Origin of the sequence: Aromatoleum anaerobium (genome assembly GCF_012910705.2) — a bacterium.
Taxonomy (GTDB): Bacteria; Pseudomonadota; Gammaproteobacteria; order Burkholderiales; family Rhodocyclaceae; genus Aromatoleum; species Aromatoleum anaerobium.
This window is the reverse complement of the sequence record NZ_WTVG02000039.1, coordinates 620,524-637,957: the sequence shown is the minus strand read 5'-3', so window position 1 is coordinate 637,957 and position 17,434 is coordinate 620,524. Positions and strand designations below refer to the sequence as shown.

Sequence of the window (17,434 nt, the reverse complement as noted above, 5' to 3'; positions counted from 1 at the left end):
TGCAGGACGGTACTTTCAGCCGCGGTTGCTAGACCCGGACACAGTGCTGGATATCGAGAACATCAAGAGCGAGCACGCAGCGTTGGTCAAACGCTTCAATATCTGCTGCCTGCTTGACCTGCGGCAATGCTGGCGCGACGCGTCGCGCCTGGACGACGACGCTATCGCTGCAAGCTTGGCCGCCATTGGCAAGATGTACAGGGACGCCATGGTCAAGGACCTGCTCGACTACCTCCGAGAGTGCGTCGTCGACCATCCGTTTGACGGCGGCCCCAAGAACGACAAGCGCACTGCGCTCGCCTTCCGTGAACTGCTAAGCGATGACCGCTATACCGTCAGCAAGCTTGACACGGAGCACGTCGAAGATGTCCCGCTGGGCAGCGCTGTGTACGGCGAGTACAGGATGGTCGAACTGCGCGAGTCGATGATGGACGGGGCCTATCTGCAACATGCCTCCACGAATGGAGACAATGGCATGGTGCAGCAGTGGAAGCACCTGGGCTTCGTAGTCAAGCGCGAGTTGCCGCTTGCGAACGGACGCTCGGTGGCGGTACACGTCGAGACCGAACGCGACAAATTCGATGGCCGCAGCTACCGAGACAGCTTCTACTACCTCCTGAACATCCAGGAGCACCAGGACTTCATGCCGCAAGCGATTCGTATCGCCGATGAAGTCCTGGCCTATGCCAAGTCGGTCATTGATACGACGGCGGTCGAGAACCCATTGCATCCTGAGTCATTCGTTCCATACAACCAGGCGACCTTCAGGGCCAAGCTCGAAGAGATCTACGAGATTCATCGCTCCCGCGCGCAGAACTACGACATCTACTACGCGGCGCGCAACAGGAACCTGGCCGATCTTGTCAGAGGGATGATGGACAATGCTCCTTTCAATCAATGCGACGGGGCCTGGCTGAGAAACATCTCGGCGGCAGGGCCAGGCGATGACGTACGGGCGCTGCTGTTCGAGATTTGGAGCGATGAGATCGGCAACGGCAACCCGCTGCTGCATCACGGCAACCTCTATACCAGCCTACTGGCCAGCCATGGCGTGCATATGCACGCGCTCAACACGCGGGCCTACGCGGACGATCCGAAGATTCACGAATCGTCGTACATCAGTCCGGTGTTTCAGCTCGCAATATCCCAGCACACCAACCAGTTCTTTCCCGAACTGCTGGGCATGACGCTGTATCTGGAATGGGAGGTACTGAGTCTGGCGCGGGGGATCAAGCTCAACGACTACCTTGGCCTCGACACGCACTTCTGGCAGATGCATGTCGGCATCGACAACGCCACAAATGGGCACGGCGCGAAGGCAAGGGATGCCGTCATCACCTATCTGGACCGAATTCGCAACGAAGGTGGCAATGCAGCGGTGGATGAGCACTGGGCCCGGATATGGCGAGGCTTCGTCGCGTTTGAGTCGGTGGATAGTATGGGCTTTGGCGACGACGTTGCCGTCTCTCGGCGCAGGCCCGCCAATCCGGACGAGCGGTTGGCTGAAGTCATGACCCGAAAAGCCAACTACGGCGCGCTGAACCACTTCCAGCATCGGCTGGGCCAACACAGGATCAACGATCTCTTTGACGAGCCCGGCCTCTTTCAGCGAATGCTCGCCAGCTCCAAGTGGATCGTTCCCGGCGATCCGGAGCAAAGCATGTTCCTCAAGCACCTGACCACATTTGAGGGTCCGATGTATCAGATCTTCGACGCGGCAGACCTGGCTGTGTGGCGTTCCTGGATTGAATGGCTCGGCAGGGACGGCGATACGCCTCGTGTGAAGCGGTACTTCGACAAGGCACAGGCGATGGAGGCGTTGCTCATCGAAATGAAGTCCGTTGCTGAAGGCGTGGGGGCGCACTCGCGGTTCAAGGCCCAAGCCCCTGGGGGCAAGCGCAACACTATCGCCGAACTGTTCGCAGCCGACGACATCAAGTGCCTTATGAAGGCGCTCAGAGCGCCGGACTCTGGATGGGTCGTTCCCGGCAACGCCGAAGCGAGCCCGCTGGTCGCCGACATGCTGCGCGGGACGAATGGGATGGGCAAGGCACTGGATCGCCGCTTCCCGACGATCAACAATCGAATCGGCAGGCAGATCATCATCGAATGGGTTCGTGCAGGATGTCCCATCCCCGGCGAAGTTCAGCAGGTGCCTAAAGAACAGATGGCGCCGCCCCTGAAACCCCTCGGGCCCGATCTGTTCATGCATACCCACGGACTGGGCGCGGTGCATTGAAGCATCGTGTCGCTATTGTCGGCGCAGGGATCGCGGCATTCGCTGCAGCCCTGCGATGTGCCCGTCAAGGTATGGCTGTCACCGTGCTTGCGCCAGCCCGAAAGGCCAGACCTGAATTTCCCGAGATGCTGAGCGTGGGCGGGGTCGGGGCTCTGCTGGGGCTGGGGCTTCAGCGAAGCGATCTGGCTCGGCGCTTTCCCGAGGTGCGCGAACGTCAGTCGCGCTGGGGCGATTCGAGGATGGAGATTCGGGCCCGCATTCCAGGCGTGCCGAACCCGGTGATGCTTGGCAAAACATCTCTGGTGGGCGTGCTGCGGGAGGCCGCGGTGGACAGCGGTGCTGACGTTGTCGAAATCGACCGGCTCACAGCGGCAATGCAGAACGGATCTGGTTTGCAGGTGACGTTCGTCCATGACAACCATGTTCACGAGATGGCATGCAGCTACGCCATCGACGCTAGCGGTCGGCCTGCGCTTCTGGCCCGCCAGGTCGGCGCCAGGCGCTCAACTCTGGATCACCTCGTCGCATTCTTTATCCGCGGGCCGGCTCTGCCAGAATTCGCTTGCTTCGTTGCCACCATGAGCATCGCCGACGGCTGGGTGTTCTGGGCATGCGATGAAGCGGGGCAGGGTACCTGCGCGTTCTTCACTGCCGGGCGCAAGCTTGGCGAGCATGTGACTGCGGCGAGTGTGATGTCGCGCGTACCGGCGGAGATACAGGGGATGATGACCGACACGCAGGCGTGGGCGGCGTCCGAGGTTGAGCCCTTCAATTGCTCGACCTCTGCGCTGGATCAGTCCTGCGCCGATCGCTGGCTGGCTTGCGGTGATGCGCTGCAGACATTCGACCCACTGGCCTCGCGGGGCGTCGCAACAGCCTTGCAGCAGGGAGATGCTGCCGCGCAGGCAATCGCTGCGGCGGTCGGCGGCGACCGTTCGGTGCTCGCCAGCTACAGGGAGCAGGCCCAGAGTTCCTTCAGACGTTACGTCGCCGAGCGCAACGCGTACTACGGGTCCGGGCATAGCTGAGCCGCCGGTGCGGGACGGCCCGGGCGCACGCGCTCCCAACCGACTGTATGTAGATCGCCGCAATGAGTTGGGAGCAATATGCAGCCCCTCGATCGAGTCAACACCGGCGCGAGGCCGACATAGCTGACGATCTTGCCGAGTGTATTGTGAATCTAGTACGTTCCGAACACGCCGCGGGCTCTCATCATCGAGTTGAGATTGAAGCTCGCGAAACGGGACCTTCCGCCGAGACACCCAACTGCCGATGCCGGCGGTCGAATGTCCGCTCTGCGGCGATCAATCAAAGCTGTTGGACTACCGCCTCGGGGGGGTCGCGCTCTGCCCGACAGCTTCATCGGACGCATGACCGGTGTCAGATCGACCAACAGACGCCCGACCTCGTTGAGCCGTGAGTTCCTTCCTGGCCGGTCGGGTGAAGCCCAGCCAGAACCGAACGACTATCGGTCACAGTGACCCCATTCGACGTTCGGGGACGAGCCGGCCGCGAGGCCAACCAGCGCGATTCGGACTGGATGATCACAAGCCACTTTCGCCGCCCGCAAGAGGTGGGGATCCCCGCGCCGCCAGTCCGTGCTCCCAGCCCTTCCGTGGTGATCGCCTCGCGTGGATCTGCACCGCACCCTCACGCACTCCGATGATTCTTCGTCCGAAGTCATCGCGTGAAGCAAGGCATCGGGAACCTAGAGTTTTGACACGGCGCGTTGTGAAGCGCCTTGGCATGAAGCCCATCCCGCTTCGTCCAGGTCAGGACTCTCATGAACAGCTTCACCACTCAACACGCGACAGCCAGGGCTGCCAGGCCACGCATCGCGATCCGCGTGGCAGCCCTGTGCACCCTGCTCGTCGGCCTCGCCGGATACACGGTGCCAGCCTGTGCCGTCGACGGCTGCCTCGTTCTGCTGTGCTTCGCCGCGCCGAGCTGGCGCTCGATCCCCAGCTCGGTCCACATAGAAGCCGCGCAGCGTGCTGCGCGATAACAACGACAGCAATTCGTCGCGTGTCGGCACATCGATGCCGGGGCTCAGACAGTAAGGACTACGTCTATCGATTTCGTTCATGTTGGCTCCTTCAAATGATGCCATGGGGCCAGGCGTTGACCGGGTTGCAGTCAGGTCGTGGGCGAATCGTCGATGCCGGGGCCGTGCGCGCGCGGTGGTGGATTGCCGGGTGCTTCACTGCGCATGACAACCGACTTTCCACAATAGGCACTTGCGGCTCTTGCGCGTGCATGCCCCGCCAACTGCGACACCGCCAGCCGCGCCGCCCGATCCAGTTCCAGGGATACCGGCCCACCACCCCGGACCGGTGACGGCACACCGGCGACGTCCTCATAGGCATCGTTCAGAACCCCGTGGCGCAAACCGTGACTGGTCGCACCCCGCTGGCGCAGGGTGATGCCGAATTTCTCTAGGACGTAATCCAGCCGCCGCAGGTTGCGCTTCAGGTCCCGATGCGGATACCCCATGTGGGCGTCGCGACTGTCGACCACGCCTTGGGCAAACTCCAGCGCCGCCAACTGGGCCGGGTTGTCCAGGGGAATCCAGCGCACACGGCCGCCCTTGCCCTTGACCTATGCATACCGATCCGCCTGCTGCTGGTGCGCCGGTAGGCCGGTCTCGCTGAACGGCATGACGTGCAGGAACGGTCGGAACTGCACCGACTCCTTGCGCCGCAGCCCCATGGTCGACATCAGCTGCAGCGACGCGCCGACACGGCGGTCGAACCTGCACACTTCGGCGATCACCGCCTCCACACCGATCCCTTGGGCCGTCCAGCTCTTGTCGCGCTGGGCGGACTCGTGGCGCTGGTACTCCTCCAGGCTCAAGCCGTAGTGGCCCGGCTTGCGCACGAAGCCGTGCTTGCCCATCCACATCGCCAGCCCCCGCAGGAAGCTCAGGTAGGTCTGGATCGTCGCCGGCGCCAGATGCTCCTGCTGCCAGACCTGCACCATGGCGTGGATGTGCTTCTGCCCGAGGTTGCGGGGGTCCGGCACCGTCTTGAAGCCCGCCTTCTGCTTCAGGTCGCGGAAGAAGCGGCGCAGGAATTGCGCACGCTCCTGCCGCGTCTTGTGTGAGACGGTCTTCTCCAGCGCCGTGTGCTGGGTGTTGAAGAGTTTGATCAGGACCTCCAGCACCTTGAGTGGCGGCGCCTTGCCTGGCTGGTAGCGGGCGAGGATTTCCTGGGGCGTCTTGCCCGACCAACCCTGCGGGCGAACGGGTTGCTGCTGGCTCGAACGCCCCGGGCTGGCAGGGTCCTGCAGCCGGCGGCAAGAGCTACGGCGAACGGTGTTGCTGGGGATTGCGTCCGACATGGTGATGACTCCCGGATCGAAGGCCCTCCGCCCGAACGGCAAGCCGATGTTGGCGATGAAAGTGGAATCCAGGGCAACTCCCGGCAGGACGGATTCCGTTGCCCGCGCCGGTCAGTGGTCAAAGACTTCGGTACCGCGCGCGACCACGGCGTCGCGGCACCTACCCAGTGGGTTCGTCGGCCAGCGCGTCTGCGCTCGCCAACTCGGTCGGTCTTAAAAACGAAACGGGTTGATCCGGCCCATCCGTGCATTTCTGCAGCCATGGGGGTGGTGATGCCGGCCGGCCTCTGGGGCGTGGCTTGGGCATCGGCGGCGAGGTCGGGCCTCGCGCCATCTGGTGGATCGGTTCTGGAGTCGTAGCGCCATCCACCCGCATGGGTCCGCCCCTGACCGAAAGTCCAGGGCAGTGTCGAGTATGTGAGCGAAGGCGCGCGGGGAGCCCAAGAGGGCAAACACGACCGCGCGCTGCGTGAAACGCGTGCTCAAAGGATGGCGGGAACAGGGCGCGGCATCGGGTGCCGGGCGGGTGCTCTGTTGGCCGTGGTGCGCTTCAGGGAGCGCCCAGCGATGAACGCTGGCCAAGCCACGGCGACTTGCACTACGAGAAAGACCTCGGGACGGTCGCCTCAAGGGCGACCGCATTGCCGGTTCGAGACCGGCGCTTCAAGGGCAGGTAACGACTGCGACGCCTTTTGCTCCGCGATGGAGCGGGGCCAGGATGGCCCTCGGGAAACCATAGTTGACGCCAAGCGGGTAGGGCGGTCAAGGGGGCGGCTCGAAAGCGCGGCGATTTGCGGAGGATTGCGGGTGGTACTTGCGCGCCCGGGAGATTGCGGTAAGGCGCATTTATTGTCGCAAAGTTGCGGGCAACGATGCGGCGGGCGGGCTTGACGGGGGAAATCTCTGCCTCTGGTCCTGAGCGGGACAGTTCAGGGAGGTGCTCGCGCGCGAACCGCTCCGACGGCAACCGCCGCGCATGGGGTTGATGCCCGCCATTTGAATGAGAGCGTAGTGACACACACACCGCCCCGCCGGGGGATGACGCTTTCAAGTGTCAGCGAGATGTCCGTGGATCGCCGGTTCGCTGACAGCGGGCCGAGCCCGATGCCGAAATCGGCCTCTTTGAGTGGGGATTCCGTGTGGCGGGATCAGGTCGCCCTGTCGATGCTGATCGACCTGAAACCAACCTCGGAGTCTTGCTATGGAATTGATCGTCAGAGCGGTGGATGTCGGATCCGGCAACACCAAATTCGTCACGGCCGCGGCCGGTACCGACATCCGCTGCGCCAGCTTTCCGTCCGTTGCCTATCCGTCGAGCGACGACTCACCGTCGTGGCCGGCGAGTGAGCGCAAGAAAACGGTGTGCATCCCCATCGGCCCGCTGTTCTATGAGGTCGGGCCGGACGTGAGCCTCGCCGCTGATACCTTCCGCGCCAAACAACTGCATGATGAATACACCGAGACGCCCGAGTACATGGCGTTGCTCAGGGGAGCGCTCTCCATGATGAAGGTGAGCCACATCGACCTCCTCGTGGTGGGGCTGCCGGTGGCGCTCTTCGCGGTCAAGAAAGCGGCGCTGGAGAAGGCCATGACCGGCCGGCACGGCATCGGCGGCGGCAAGGTCGTGACGGTCGGCAAGGCCATGGCCGTCGCTCAGCCGCAAGGGGCGCTGGCGCACTTCGCCTCCGAGCACCAGAAAATGGCGATCATCGGCAACGAGCAGAGCCTGATCATCGATCCGGGTTCGCGTACCTTCGACTGGCTGGTGGCCCGAGGCATGCGCCTCGTGCAGAAGCAGAGTTACTCATTCAACCGCGGTATGTCGGACGTGCTGCGCTTGTTGGCGGCCGAGATCACCAAGGATATCGGCTCGCCGTACCGGGACTACGACGCCATCGACCTGGCGCTGCGCACCGGCAAGCAGCCGATGATCTTCCAGAAACCGTACGACATGAAGCGCCTGCTGCCCCTGGCCGAGACCGTCGCCGAGCAGGCCGTGTCGACGATGAAGGAGTGGATCGAGGCACCGCACAGCCTGCAGAACATCATCCTGGTCGGCGGTGGGGCGTTCCTGTTCCGCAAGGCGGTCAAGGCAGCGTTCCCGAAGCACCGCATCCACGAGGTGAAGGAACCGATGTTCGCCAATGTGCGGGGTTTTCAGCTGGCCGGGCAGAACTACGCGCGCAGTTCAATGGCAGCCACCGGGAAGGAGCGTGCCCAAGGCGTGTCGGGAGAAATTGAATGAGCACCGATCATGTGAAGGATCCCAAGCCCATTCGTCTCGTCTTCGAACTGGCGCGGGCCGACCATCCACGTCTGTATGACGAATTGATCCAGTTTCACAAGGGTACCAAGCGGGTCAATCGCCTGCGCGTGCTGGCTTACGATGGATTGCTGGCGCAGAGCGGTGTCTTCGCCGAGACGGGACGTGGCTCGCCTCATCTGCCTTCCGCAAGTAGCGCGCAGGAGGGCAATGGCGACATCACCAACGACCTCTTCGCGCCCGCGATCGACGCGTGAGCCGGCCATGGGCAAGCGATCGCGCCGGCCGGTGAGCGGCCGGATGGTCAGTGCTTCGGACCTGGCACAGATGGGCCGCTGCGAACGGCTGGTGGTGTTCGAGCATCTCCATGGAACCCGTCGTACGGCCAGGCAGCAGCGAGCCCGGGCACGCGGGCTGGTCGAGCATGAGCACTTCTATAGGGAAGGTTTGGCGGCTTCCGCGCAGGCCGCCCGGAAGGGGCGCTGTTTCATCGCCACCTGCGTGTTCGGCGAGGCTTGGCAGACGGAGGTCCTGCGCCGGTTCAGGGACGATGCACTGCGACCCAGCGCTTGGGGACGCCGGGTGATCCGCCTCTACTATCGGGGGGCACCCGGCATCTGCGTCGTCCTGCGCCGGTGGCCCCCGTTGCAAGTTCCGGTGCGCATGGTCTTGGGTGCGATAGCGACGGGGCTTCGGTGGTGGTCAGGCTTGCGTGGGGGCGGCAAGTGTCGGCGCTAGCGTGGGGCGTCGTTTGCGCCGTTGCAGTCGTAGGCTTCGCGCTGGTCATGGCGCGGTGGCGATCACTTGAGACCCATGCCGCACGGGCTGAGCGGGCCTCCCGACCGGCAGCGCTGCGGGATGCCGAGTTGGTCTACATAGAAAGGCTGTTCCGGATTTCCACGCCCGTCGGGCTGGTGGCGAAACTTGACCGGGCATATCGGATGCCCTCCGGTCTGCTCGTGTTGGTGGAGTTCAAGACTCGCTGGAGCAACCAGCCGTGCCTGTCGGATGTTATCCAGTTGTCGGCGCAGAGGATGGCGGTGATGGGACAAACAGGGCAGCCAGTGGCCTCCTACGCGTATGTGATGGTGAAGGCGCCTGCCAGGGGAGCCTTACCGATCATGCACCGCGTTCAATTGATGACTGACGAGCAAGTGGTCGCCTTGGTGGGGCGGCGGGAAGGCATTCTCGCAGGCCGCATTCTGCCGCGCTGGTCCCCATCTCGTAAGGCATGCCTTACGTGCGCGTTCCGCGCGCAATGCGACCATCCCCATCTTTGAGGAAGCTCGGGACTTGACGTAATCAGGCGTCCGCCAAATCGATATTCGGACTGCGCAGTGAATACGGGCGAAGCAGCAAACTTCCCCTTCTCTACGTGGCGCAACCAAGATGCATCATTTGGCTTCTAAACGAAATATTTTTGATATAGAATCCACTTAAGCGAAACTCGAATCGGAGCCTCCCATGCCTCTTCCACCGACAGATTCAATCCCTGATCTTCTGCTGCGCAGCATCCCGCGCGGGCTGGTGATGGCCGTAGACGAAGCCTTGGGGGTCGGTGCGCAACGCGCGCATGCCGCCGCTAAGGGGATGGACGAAGGTCATCTGCCCCATGTGGTCGGTCAACTGCGGCATTTTCACATGAATGAGTCATTTCATCGTGCGTTGGCGATGGGAGATGCGTCGCCAACGGCGATTCGCGGTAATGGCATCGTCAGCGGCCGTTCGGGCGTGTTTACCCTGGCCCGGTTCAACATCCCGGAGGGTTTCTGGATCAACGGTCGCCGCAGCCACACCCGCCGGCAGATGTCGTTTGCCAACAAGGCCATCGAGCCATTGGTGCAACCCGAGTTGTTCGATCAGTACACGACGCCTTCCGACGCGGTGGCGTTCTTTGTGGCGTGCTTCTCTGGCTCGCTGCACATTCAGCCGGAGTCGCCTGTGTCGATCCAGATTGCAGTTCCGGACCGTGACATGCGGGGATGGCTGTTCAGGGAGCCGGTGAACGCGTTCTTGCAGCGCTACGAGCAAGAGCCGGCGGTGCAGGACGACTTGGCCAAGCCCAAGCTCAAGAAGTACAAGAAGCAGGGTAACGACGGTACTGCGCCATGAGCCGTGGGGGCATTCAGGGTTTCGAGAGCGAGCGCCTCAGCCAGATTCTTGCTGCCCGGCGCTTGAGTCAGGCGCAACTCGCCGCGCTGGTTGGTGTCTCGCCCGCGACGGTCAGTAAATGGCGCTCGGGCAATCAAGCTCCGGAGCGTGACACCCTGGAGCGTCTTGCCAGCGTGGTCAACGTTATGCCGGAGTGGTTCACCCGGTCGCCTTCGGCCAGGGTGTCGCTACCGCTGTTCCGCAGCAACGCCTCGGCGCATGTCGCCGCGCGTGCGATGTTGGAAGCTCGCATGGAGTGGGCTCAGGATGTTGCTCTCGCATTGTCGGAGTTCGTGGACTATCCGGCGCTGAAATTGCCGACCAGGCAGTTCAGGGAGCCGGATGAGATCACGCCGGATGAGATTGAACTGGCCGCGAGCGAATGCCGTGATCTCTGGCGCATAGGCCGCACAGCGGTGCAGGACTTGGCGTTGGCGATCGAAGGCGCTGGGGTGATCCTGATCCGCGAGGAAACCGGCATTTCCCAGATCGAAGGACTGTCAGCATGGAGTGAGGGACTGGGGCGTCCGCTCGTTCTGCTCTCGGCTGATAAGGACAACGGCTACCGAAGCCGTTTCGACTTGGCGCATGAACTCGGCCACCTGATCCTGCATCGGCACATTCCCCGGCCAACCGAGCGCGACCGCCACAAGCAGTTGGAGCAGCAGGCGCATCGTTTCGCGGGTGCATTCTTGTTGCCAGCAGAGACATTCGCCAACGAAGTGCGCACGCCCGTGACGCTGGATGACCTGCTGTTGCTGAAGCGGCGTTGGGGTGTTTCCGTGGCCGCGATCGTGATGCGGCTGCGCGCCTTGAAGATCTTGGACGAGGAAGGTGCGCAGTCGCTGTTCAAGCGGCGCTCCGCGCGTTGGGGAGCCAAGTCGGAGCCAGGCGATGATGACAGGCCGCCGGAGCGTCCACGCCTATTGCGCCGCACGATCGACTTGCTGGTGGAAGAGAACGTGATGCCGCTCGATTCGATCCCACGCCATATTGGGCTGGTTGCGCATGACATAGAAATGCTGGCCGGCTTGTCTGAAGGCTACTTCCAAGGCAAGACCAAGGTCGTGCAACTGGCACGATTGCGGCCGGTATCCGGCAGTTCAACGGAGTCGGCGGCAGCGGACGGCAACACCGTCGTGCCATTTCGATTTACGCCCAAGCGGTGATGCGCGAAATCGTGTTGGCCCTCCAATGGTTATTTCAGAGAGTGAAGAGTCCACTAGATTGCAGCCGTAGCTGTGCTGGGCGCGATGGACATCCACAGCAAGAAGAAAGGAGACATCGCGGATGTGGAACGACGTCGAGGCCAAAACTGACCTGCTGAATTTCTCCCATGTGGCGAAGGCTGCCGCTCAGCTGATCCAGGACGCTGGCGGCGAGCCGCTGACCATCGGCGTTTCCGGGAACTGGGGCACTGGCAAATCGTCGCTGGTGAAGATGATCGGTGCCGAGCTTAAGGCCAGCGCTGGTGACGAGAAGTACATCTTCCTGGAATTCAATGCTTGGCTCTATCAGGGTTATGACGACGCTCGCCAAGCGCTGCTGGACGCCGTAGCAGACCAGTTGGTCGCCGTTGCGGAGTCGCGTAAGACTGCCGTTGAGAAAGCCTGGCGGTTCGTCAAACGCATCAAGTTGCTGCGCGTGGGCCGAATGCTCGCGCCCATCGGAGTCCAGGCGCTGATGGGTGGAACCCTTGGCGGACCTCTTGGGGCGCTCGTTGGTGCTGTCAGCGGAATGGTGCAAGCTGGCACGGTCGCTGAGGCAGACATCGAGAAAATCAAAACAGCCTACGGTGAACTGCAGCCCGAATTTGCCGGCCTGCTCAAGGAAAAGAGCGGGCAGTCCCTGCCCAAGGAAATTGAGGCACTGCGTGGCGCCTTCGCGGAGCTTCTGAAAGAACTGGACGCCACCCTTGTGGTGCTCGTCGACGACCTGGACCGTTGCCTCCCAGACACGGCGATCGACACGCTAGAGGCGATGCGATTGCTGCTCCATGTCGAGCGCACCGCTTTCATCATTGCCGCCGACGAGGGGATGATCCGCAGCGCCGTACGCTCGCATTTCAAGGACGCGGACATCAGCAACGAACTGGTCACCAGCTACTTTGACAAACTGATCCAGGTCCCGTTGCAGGTGCCGCGCCTGGGCACCACCGAGGTCAAGGCCTACTTGGTCCTGCTGTTGACCGATCTGGCTCGCCGGCGCAAGCAGATCACTGACAACAGGGCAATCGCATCAAATCCCCTGTAGTCCCAAGATAGTTTCGCGGTAGGAGTCGGAAGAGGCGGCGATGATGCGTCGAGTGTGGATGCCGGTTTTTCGAGAAGAGTCGAGGCGAAAGAGATTGAGGACAAGACGACGAATGATGGCGAGGTTGGCGCCGGCGTTCTTTACGCGGGCACGCATCTGGTCGTCGTTCAAGGCGACATCGAGGCACCAATGAACACGATTTTCTATGCCCCAATGACTGCGAACCGCATTCGCCAGCGTTGCGGCATCGGCGGCAATGCTGCCGATATAGAGGCGACGCTCGCAGCTGGTCTTGCCGTTGATCGTCCGTTCTGCCTCAATCACCCCGAACATCATGAGGTCCGGCCATTGCTGCGGATTGGCCAAACACGCCAGTTGATCGAAGGCCCAGCAGCGGCGCACTTCCAGACGGCCGTGATCCTTCTCGACCGACTCGACGTAGGTGTGCCTGGTCGCTTTCCAGCCCTCGGACTGGCCGATCTCGAAGAAGGTCGTGATCGATTCAGCCAGGGTCGGCTGGTTGTCCTTCACGGACAGGACGTAATCGGCTTCCTTGTCCCGAATCGATTGGGCGATGTTGGCGTGGGTACCCATGGCATCGATGGTGACGATGACACCCTTGAGCATCAGGGCTTCCAGCAGGACGGGAATCGCGGTCAGTTCGTTGGACTTCTCGGCACAGGCTTCCTGCCCCAACACCAATCCGGCCTCGGCGGCGAACGCACTGACCATGTGCAATGCCTGCTTGCCCGCCTGACGACTGCGCCGACTCGCTTTGCCGTCGATCGCCACGACCGTGCCTTCGGCCAGCGCCGGCAGCACGCCGCCGACCCAGCGGCGGAACCCTGCCTCCAGCGCTTTCTTGTCCAGCAGCCCGAACAGACGGCCAATAGTGTCGTGCGACGGAATCCCGTTCTCCAGCTTCAAGAAGCGCCGCAACCAGTCAAGGCGCTCCTTGGACCAGTCTTCAACGCCGACAAAGTCGTCGATCCCGCACACCAGGGCGCAGACCGTGATCACCAGTATCTCCACCAAGTCGTGTTTCGACCGTCCCGCCACACGCGGATCAGGAAGGCCAGAAAACGCCTCCACCAGCGACAACTTCTCGCTTCCAGTTCCCCGATTTCCCGTCTCCATGAGTCACCCCAAAAAGACAGAAAACTACACAAATCAAGATCCTGTGAACAGCCCCGGCGTAATCCATTGACTGTTAACGGTTTTTTCAGTGGGTCAACGACAATGGCATCCGCATTTTGATGCGATTGCCCTGACTGACAAGACCATGAACGAGGCGCAGCAGAAGGTGCTCGAACTCGCGAAAAAGGGATGGTCAGGCTTGTCTGCGAAGGACATCCGCGGCGCCTTTGGCACCGAGGCCGACAAAGTCGCGAAGGAGATCGACCTGGCGGATCAGCTTGCGCACATTCTTGCGAGCGCGGAACAGATCGCCGGCAACCCGCGGTTGATCAAGCGCTTCCTCAACAACCTGGTGATCCGCGAAACGATCGCCAGATCCCAAGGCATGAGCATCGGCTTTCCCGAGTTGGTGAAGCTTCAGCTATTTGAGCGGTGCGCGAACGCGGTTGGCTTCGAGCATCTGGCCAAGGCCGTGGCAGCCAGCGATGATGGAAAAGTGCAGTTTCTTGCTGACCTGGAAGCGGCCGCCCAGAAGGGTAATCCATGGGTCGCGCCCACGCCCTGGTCTCAGCCCTTCTACGAGCAGTGGGTGAAGCTCGCACCGCAACTGGGAGATGTCGATCTGCGTCCGCTGATGCACTTGAGCCGGGATCGGAAGCTTGCGATCGCAGCGTATGACGAACTCAGCCAGGAAGCGCAGAAGATGCTCGATGCGCTTGTCAGTGCGACATCCGTGATTCCCACTCTGGTCGATCACATCAAGGCCCTGGGCGAAAGCGAGGCTGAGCGCGTGCTGACGCGTCTGGGTCGCAAGGCGCGGACCGAGCAGTTCACCTCCGATTCCGTGGCGCGCTGCCTGAATATTACCAAGGCCTTTCCTGCACTGGGACCTCAACTCGCCCTCCTGTTGGGTGAAATTCCTGCCAACCGCCGTCCCATCGCATTGGTGCCGCTTTTGCAGAACGAGACGTGGGCAGCAGGTGAGTTGCAGCGCTGGGAGAGTGATGCCGATACGCCTCCTCAAGTCAAACGCGCGATCTCCGCCAAAAGGGGGAAGGCGTAGTGGGAACCTCCGCATCCAGCGCTGGCCCTGGTGCCAACGTTTCTTTCGACCCTCCATGGCTGAACGACATTCCGGTCGGTGGCGCGGGCGAGGGCGGTACAGATGGTGGAGCGGAAAGCAGCGATGCAGCTTCGTCGCCGCAATCGCCCGCGGAAGGCGTGGCGCCTGCAAGCCGGTTCAAGGCTGCGCGCACCAGCCTCGGAATCTTCGCCCGCAACGGCGACACCCAATCGTTGGGGCGTGCGGCCGGCCACTATTCCCGAACCGGCATGGGTGGTGCGCGCAACGTTGCAGCCCGCATGCGCACGTCGACCAAGGCAGCGGCTGGCTTGGGCTCGTTCTTGCAGGCCGCTCGGGATCGGTCGGATCCCCGGATCAATCAGTGGATGGATGCCCTGCGTGCGACCAGTCCCTCGGCGCAGACTGTGATTGATGCCATTGTTGCCCAAATCATTCCGGAGGGTGGCAGCGTCGATGAAGAGTCGGCCAAGGATTCGATGGCGCAGGCCCTTTCTGAACTTACTATTTTGGACCCGGATGTCGATTTGCTAGAACTGCAGGACCCGCAGATCTGGACGCTGATGCAGTTGTACCTTGGCCATGAAGCCTGCAACCGCATGTACGCAGACATTGGTCAACTGTTCGAGAGCGCGAGATTTTCCCCCGCCACGATCGTCCAGCGGACCAACGAGATGCGCAGCTTTTTGAAGAACTCCGTGGCCGCACAGTTGGAAACGATCCGGCAGGCGACGCCCAACCCCACGCGCCAGCAACTGGAAACGCTGTTGCGCGACGCGGTGCAGATAACCTTCACGGTGTTCGAGGATTCGATATGAGCCGGGTGATCTGCCTCCCCCAGCAGATGTTGCCACGCCAGTTGGAACGCGGCGCGGTGTATTACTCGATGTACACCTCATCGCAGCGCCAGGACGTTGGTTCCGTAGGTACCGGCCTGCTGGAAGATCTCGAACTCAAAGGCGTTTACCCAAGCCTGCCGGCGTGGGACTTCGCGACCTTCGCGCTAGCTGTCGGCGCGGCAGACTTGGCCGTTCAGCGCTCCGGCGGAGCGGACGGTTGGACACGTGTCATTGAACTGGAAATCGCCCTACAAGATCCTGAGCCGTTCACTGCACGCAAGCAAGGCATCGAAGAGATGCTTCGCTTTCTGACGGGTGACTTCTGGCACCTGACGTTCTTCGAAGGAGGCCGGGCACGGCCACTTTCCACGGCGCCGGCGCGCTTCGACGCGGACTGCGTGTGCTTTCTCTCAGGCGGGATGGACAGCCTAGTCGGTGCAATCGACCTTACGGTGCAGGGGAAGAAGCCTTTGTTCGTGTCCCAGCTTGTGAAGGGCAATCGAGAGGATCAGCATCATTTTGCTCGCCGGCTGGGTGGTGCAGATCGGCATCTGCTGTGGAACAGCAATGTGCGATCGACGGTGGATCACGAACTGTCGACCCGCGCCCGCTCGATCGTGTTCTACGGCTTCGCAGCCGTGGCGGCTTCAGCATTGCCGAACATCGACCCTCTGCACGTCTACGTGCCTGAGAACGGTTTCATCAGCCTCAATATTCCGTTAAACCCTGGCCGCATGGGGTCGCTCAGCACGAAGACTACACATCCTGTTTTTCTCCATCGCCTGCAGCATCTCTGGGATGGGCTGGGTATTGGGGCGAAGTTCTGCTCGCCCTACAAGCACCTGACCAAAGGCGAGGTTCTCTTGGGATGCCAAGACATACCATTGATGCACCAGCTAATGTCTCGGACGACGAGTTGCGGAAAGTACGGCCGACTGAACGAGCATTGCGGACGATGCTTGCCATGTCTTGTGAGGAGAGCTGCATTCTTCAAGGCCGGCATGCCCGATCCAACACCAAGCTACCGATACGGCAACCTTGGGGAAGCGGCGCCCTCTGGTAATGCGAATGACACGCACGCTGTGGCGATCGCCTACCTCAGGTATCTTTCAGACGGTATTCGCCCCTTGGCTGCCGGCGCATTGACGTTTGCCGCTCCTGATGAGCGCGCTGACTTTCAACGCGTCGTAGAGGCCGGCATCAGCGAGTTGGGGAGCTATCTCGAACACGAGGGCATCATTTGATCGATTTCCACTGTCACCTTGATCTCTACCCGAATGCCCTAGATTTGCTTCCACAAGTCGCGCGGCAGAACGTCTTTACGCTGGTCGTCTCCACAAGCCCAAGGGCCTGGCTGGCAACATCAAGGGTTTTTGCGGGTTATCCCAACATCAAGGTGGCGCTTGGGCTCCACCCTGAGATAGCTGTTGTTAAGGCGTCGGAACAGGATCTCTTGGTCAGTCTCGTCGGCCAAGCCGAGTTCATCGGCGAGATTGGTCTGGATGGATCACCTCGCTTCAAGCAGTCGATGGCGCTGCAGCGAAGGATTCTGGACGCGGTCCTCGCCGAGTGCGAGCGTGTCGGCGGACGAACCATGAGTCTGCATTCTCGTGGTGCGGTCGACCAGGTGCTGGATGCACTCGAGGCACAGCCGAAGGCAGGTACGCCCGTGCTTCATTGGTTCTCCGGCACAAAGAAACAGCTACGCCGTGCGGTTGATCAGGGGGCATGGTTCAGCGTCGGGCCATCCATGGTCGCGAGCGAGAAAGGGCGACAACTTGTGGCAGAGATGCCTGCTACGAAGGTGCTGCTGGAGACAGATGGACCATTCGCAACCAAAGCAGACGGAACGCCGTGGTTTCCGTGGGAAACTGACCGAGTTACGCAGACCATGTGTGATCTCTGGGGAACGAGCCTAGACCACGTACGCGCTCAACTACTCTCCAACTTCAAAGCGATCACGCCGACGTTGTCGATTTCTGGCTGAGCCCAGGTACCCCTTCGTGGAGTCGCAGCCCCCGCATCACCGCGATGACGATGGAGTCCATCACCGCCTTAACTATCCAGGCGACGGCGGACGTGCGGGTCGGCGACCATGGGTCTATCGATCAAGGACCCTGGCGCAGGTTGGG

Annotated in this window: 17 protein-coding genes; 13 read left to right on the top strand and 4 right to left on the bottom strand. The window is 61.8% G+C overall.

Annotation, left to right across the window (positions count from 1 at the left end; translation table 11 throughout):
* Positions 1-43 precede the first annotated feature (43 nt).
* Together GO606_RS15215 and GO606_RS15210 are read left to right on the top strand one after the other, a co-directional pair.
* Positions 44-2,239 (top strand): iron-containing redox enzyme family protein, encoded by a 2,196-nt coding sequence (locus GO606_RS15215; RefSeq protein WP_169120843.1) that lies wholly within the window; start codon positions 44-46, stop codon positions 2,237-2,239.
* Positions 2,236-3,267, top strand: a complete 1,032-nt coding sequence (locus tag GO606_RS15210) for an FAD-dependent monooxygenase (RefSeq protein ID WP_246979626.1) — start codon at positions 2,236-2,238, stop codon at positions 3,265-3,267. Before GO606_RS15215 ends, GO606_RS15210 begins: the two co-directional genes overlap by 4 nt.
* 680 nt (positions 3,268-3,947) lie before the next feature.
* Here the strand turns inward: GO606_RS15210 and GO606_RS15205 are convergent.
* From GO606_RS15205 to GO606_RS15195, 3 genes are read right to left on the bottom strand one after another with little or no spacing between them, the layout of a single operon-like run.
* The gene (locus GO606_RS15205) at positions 3,948-4,325 is read right to left on the bottom strand and encodes a hypothetical protein (protein WP_169120352.1); all 378 of its coding nucleotides are present in this window, start codon (positions 4,323-4,325) and stop codon (positions 3,948-3,950) included.
* Positions 4,326-4,375: 50 nt separating this feature from the next.
* On the bottom strand, positions 4,376-4,816 hold the full coding sequence (locus GO606_RS15200) for a hypothetical protein (protein WP_246979624.1): 441 nt from the start codon (positions 4,814-4,816) through the stop codon (positions 4,376-4,378).
* Positions 4,817-4,837: 21 nt separating this feature from the next.
* Positions 4,838-5,578 carry a phage integrase N-terminal domain-containing protein gene (locus GO606_RS15195; RefSeq protein ID WP_246979623.1) on the bottom strand — a complete coding sequence of 247 codons (741 nt, stop codon included), beginning with the start codon at positions 5,576-5,578 and terminating at the stop codon, positions 4,838-4,840.
* Positions 5,579-6,779: 1,201 nt separating this feature from the next.
* Between GO606_RS15195 and GO606_RS15190 the strand changes: the two genes are divergently transcribed.
* The 7 genes from GO606_RS15190 to GO606_RS15165 all read left to right on the top strand — a co-directional run bounded on the left by GO606_RS15190 (position 6,780) and on the right by GO606_RS15165 (position 12,245).
* Positions 6,780-7,823, top strand: a complete 1,044-nt coding sequence (locus tag GO606_RS15190; RefSeq protein WP_042330560.1) for a PRTRC system protein D — start codon at positions 6,780-6,782, stop codon at positions 7,821-7,823.
* On the top strand, positions 7,820-8,098 hold the full coding sequence (locus GO606_RS15185; protein ID WP_169120350.1) for a hypothetical protein: 279 nt from the start codon (positions 7,820-7,822) through the stop codon (positions 8,096-8,098). The genes GO606_RS15190 and GO606_RS15185 overlap by 4 nt, the downstream gene beginning before the upstream one ends.
* Entirely contained in the window at positions 8,052-8,579 is a 528-nt protein-coding gene (locus GO606_RS22180; protein ID WP_425532215.1) for a CFI-box-CTERM domain-containing protein, read from the top strand. Before GO606_RS15185 ends, GO606_RS22180 begins: the two co-directional genes overlap by 47 nt.
* Positions 8,580-8,626: 47 nt before the next feature.
* Complete coding sequence (locus GO606_RS15180) at positions 8,627-9,121, top strand: PD-(D/E)XK nuclease family protein (RefSeq protein ID WP_169120355.1); 495 nt, start codon at positions 8,627-8,629, stop codon at positions 9,119-9,121.
* A 184-nt stretch (positions 9,122-9,305) separates the two neighbouring features.
* Positions 9,306-9,953 (top strand): alpha/beta hydrolase, encoded by a 648-nt coding sequence (locus GO606_RS15175; RefSeq protein WP_169120348.1) that lies wholly within the window; start codon positions 9,306-9,308, stop codon positions 9,951-9,953.
* The gene (locus tag GO606_RS15170) at positions 9,950-11,161 is read left to right on the top strand and encodes an XRE family transcriptional regulator (RefSeq protein WP_169120346.1); all 1,212 of its coding nucleotides are present in this window, start codon (positions 9,950-9,952) and stop codon (positions 11,159-11,161) included. The genes GO606_RS15175 and GO606_RS15170 overlap by 4 nt, the downstream gene beginning before the upstream one ends.
* Before the next feature lie 121 nt (positions 11,162-11,282).
* Positions 11,283-12,245 (top strand): KAP family P-loop NTPase fold protein, encoded by a 963-nt coding sequence (locus GO606_RS15165; RefSeq protein ID WP_169120344.1) that lies wholly within the window; start codon positions 11,283-11,285, stop codon positions 12,243-12,245.
* Here the strand turns inward: GO606_RS15165 and GO606_RS15160 are convergent.
* Positions 12,231-13,382, bottom strand: a complete 1,152-nt coding sequence (locus GO606_RS15160) for an ISAs1 family transposase (protein ID WP_246979353.1) — start codon at positions 13,380-13,382, stop codon at positions 12,231-12,233. The two genes, GO606_RS15165 and GO606_RS15160, sit on opposite strands and share 15 nt — an antisense overlap.
* Positions 13,383-13,527: 145 nt before the next feature.
* On the opposite strand from GO606_RS15160, the gene GO606_RS15155 reads away from it, so the two are divergent.
* Genes GO606_RS15155 through qatD form a run of 4 tightly spaced genes read left to right on the top strand, consistent with a single transcriptional unit; the run spans position 13,528 to position 17,289 of the window.
* Positions 13,528-14,445 (top strand): P-loop NTPase fold protein, encoded by a 918-nt coding sequence (locus tag GO606_RS15155; protein WP_169120588.1) that lies wholly within the window; start codon positions 13,528-13,530, stop codon positions 14,443-14,445.
* Positions 14,445-15,281 carry a Qat anti-phage system associated protein QatB gene (qatB, locus tag GO606_RS15150; RefSeq protein WP_169120590.1) on the top strand — a complete coding sequence of 279 codons (837 nt, stop codon included), beginning with the start codon at positions 14,445-14,447 and terminating at the stop codon, positions 15,279-15,281. The genes GO606_RS15155 and qatB overlap by 1 nt, the downstream gene beginning before the upstream one ends.
* On the top strand, positions 15,278-16,546 hold the full coding sequence (gene qatC / locus GO606_RS15145; RefSeq protein WP_169120592.1) for a Qat anti-phage system QueC-like protein QatC: 1,269 nt from the start codon (positions 15,278-15,280) through the stop codon (positions 16,544-16,546). The genes qatB and qatC overlap by 4 nt, the downstream gene beginning before the upstream one ends.
* On the top strand, positions 16,543-17,289 hold the full coding sequence (gene qatD / locus GO606_RS15140; RefSeq protein ID WP_169120594.1) for a Qat anti-phage system TatD family nuclease QatD: 747 nt from the start codon (positions 16,543-16,545) through the stop codon (positions 17,287-17,289). Before qatC ends, qatD begins: the two co-directional genes overlap by 4 nt.
* Positions 17,290-17,434 lie beyond the last annotated feature (145 nt).

Excerpts from the sequence above, each read along its gene's own strand:
- GO606_RS15205 (WP_169120352.1), bottom strand. The coding sequence starts at position 4,325 with ATGAACGAAATCGATAGACGTAGTCCTTACTGTCTGAGCCCCGGCATC.
- GO606_RS15195 (WP_246979623.1), bottom strand. The coding sequence starts at position 5,578 with ATGTCGGACGCAATCCCCAGCAACACCGTTCGCCGTAGCTCTTGCCGC.
- GO606_RS15190 (WP_042330560.1), top strand. The coding sequence starts at position 6,780 with ATGGAATTGATCGTCAGAGCGGTGGATGTCGGATCCGGCAACACCAAA.
- GO606_RS15185 (WP_169120350.1), top strand. The coding sequence starts at position 7,820 with ATGAGCACCGATCATGTGAAGGATCCCAAGCCCATTCGTCTCGTCTTC.
- GO606_RS22180 (WP_425532215.1), top strand. The coding sequence starts at position 8,052 with ATGGCGACATCACCAACGACCTCTTCGCGCCCGCGATCGACGCGTGAG.
- GO606_RS15180 (WP_169120355.1), top strand. The coding sequence starts at position 8,627 with ATGGCGCGGTGGCGATCACTTGAGACCCATGCCGCACGGGCTGAGCGG.
- GO606_RS15175 (WP_169120348.1), top strand. The coding sequence starts at position 9,306 with ATGCCTCTTCCACCGACAGATTCAATCCCTGATCTTCTGCTGCGCAGC.
- GO606_RS15170 (WP_169120346.1), top strand. The coding sequence starts at position 9,950 with ATGAGCCGTGGGGGCATTCAGGGTTTCGAGAGCGAGCGCCTCAGCCAG.
- GO606_RS15165 (WP_169120344.1), top strand. The coding sequence starts at position 11,283 with ATGTGGAACGACGTCGAGGCCAAAACTGACCTGCTGAATTTCTCCCAT.
- GO606_RS15160 (WP_246979353.1), bottom strand. The coding sequence starts at position 13,382 with ATGGAGACGGGAAATCGGGGAACTGGAAGCGAGAAGTTGTCGCTGGTG.
- GO606_RS15155 (WP_169120588.1), top strand. The coding sequence starts at position 13,528 with ATGAACGAGGCGCAGCAGAAGGTGCTCGAACTCGCGAAAAAGGGATGG.
- qatC (WP_169120592.1), top strand. The coding sequence starts at position 15,278 with ATGAGCCGGGTGATCTGCCTCCCCCAGCAGATGTTGCCACGCCAGTTG.